A 1,645-nucleotide genomic window follows, 5' to 3' on the forward strand; every position below is an offset into this window, starting at 1 on the left:
GCGAACAGGGCTGAGGCTCCGCCCCGTTCATAGAGCTGGCAATAGCTGCGATAGGTTTTCTTCTCAATGCCGAGAAAGGCGCAGATGGCGGTCGAGGGCCAGCCGCGTAGGCTGCCGAGGACCACAAGCGACCGATTGCGCACGTGGCGGCCGCCGTGATCAAGCCTGTCCAGTAGCCGGTCGAGGTCGGGCACCTCGCCGAGTTCGCCCCGCAGGTTGGTGAACGGCATCCTTTGCTGGAGAAGCTGACGCAGCCACGTGAAGGCAGCCTGCCTGGCGACTTCCTTATGAGTTCTGCGCGCTCGCGAGGATGCAAGTCTCTGCCGTTCGTTCGCTCGGCACTGCCTGGCCACCCGCATCAGAAGGGTGACCGCTGACTTGCGGTCCAAGGTTTTGATGTCGTCGTATGCGGCTTCCCACAGCATGCGATCCGTCGGCTTGAGCGACCGTATGTAGTTCCCGACAGCGTCGTACGTTCCAGTATAGCCCTGCTCCCGAATGGACCTGTATATCTCGCGATAGGACAAGCTTGGCTGCTCCTCGCTCGACAGCATCTGCTGGATGGTCTGCAAGTATGGCCCGAGCTTGGGAAAGACCTGCTGTCGCGGGCCGTAGGGCACCGGCTGCCTCGCCCGCAGCATCTTCCGGACCATATTCGGACTGATCCCAGTCTCGCGGCCGACCTGCCTCTGGGTGGCTCCTTCGACCAAGACCCGGTACCGGATCCGGGCCCACTGCTCATGGTCGCTGTACATGAGGTCTCCTCACGTGCGACAGCGCTCAATCGGAGCGATATTGTAACAGAGCCCGAATGGGATGTGAACCATTGGTCGGCAGGGCTACTGCACCTGCCCAGCGCAGGCTTATACGGATTCGCTGAAAGGTCTGCCAAGACCGACTGGAGCCGGTCTTGACCTTCTAAGCATTACCCCTGGGTGGCAAGTCCTCGAGATCGAACTCATCCAAGGGTTTGAGCAAAGACCGAAGGAACTCAATTGTCTCGGCAGCCTCGATTAAGAGCGCTTGGACCTCATTAGGAGGGAGGACCTCATCGCTCTCAGAGGCGGCCTTGAGCCGATCAGCGATATCCATGTGTTCCCTCTTTGCCTTCACGCTCGCATTGCGAACGGGAAACCAATGTTTCCACAGCGCCTCGTGCACACAACTTTATAGGTCTCGCCGCTGGCACAAGGAACAGGTTCCCTGTTGGTTCTATTTGAGGCCAATGTACATGAGAAACACAAGGTTGAAAGTCGAGCAGGTCCTAGACCCCCGACTGCGCGATGCGTCCGGTGGGCGCGTTCTCTCGGCGTGCGGACGATCATCGGGGCAGCCGATCAGCTGGTACCAATGCCGTACTCGGCTAGACCTTCAAGCATCTTTCCAGCCTCCGAAGCATGGGCCGTGAAACTGCTCGCAACCCCTGCCGCCCCCATGATGCGGATGGCGGCGAGATCCCGCAGGCGCCGGTGGGCCTGATCTGGTCTCAGAGAGTGCGCTCTGTAACAGCCTTCTGCGAAGCGCAGGGCTGATGCCTGACCTGTGCGCGGTCAGGCCGGGAGGCCGCTAGCCCAGGCGGGGAGGACCAAAGGAAAGCCTTTCCTTTGAACCGCTCACCGCAGAAATGACCGTGATCGCTCTCTCA

At 60.3% G+C, this 1,645-nt stretch carries 1 protein-coding gene and 1 pseudogene; both read right to left on the minus strand.

The window, feature by feature from the left end; all coding sequences use genetic code 11:
* A pseudogene (locus KBI52_RS01585) lies at positions 1–755 on the minus strand (hypothetical protein); the annotation flags it as partial.
* Positions 756–918: 163 nt separating this feature from the next.
* Positions 919–1,092: a hypothetical protein gene (locus KBI52_RS01590; RefSeq protein WP_210804884.1), complete on the minus strand. Its 174-nt coding sequence runs from the start codon at positions 1,090–1,092 to the stop codon at positions 919–921.
* Between the last annotated feature and the right edge of the window lie 553 nt (positions 1,093–1,645).

Origin of the sequence: Microvirga sp. HBU67558 (assembly GCF_018069605.1) — a bacterium.
GTDB classification, from domain to species: Bacteria; Pseudomonadota; Alphaproteobacteria; order Rhizobiales; family Beijerinckiaceae; genus Microvirga; species Microvirga terrae.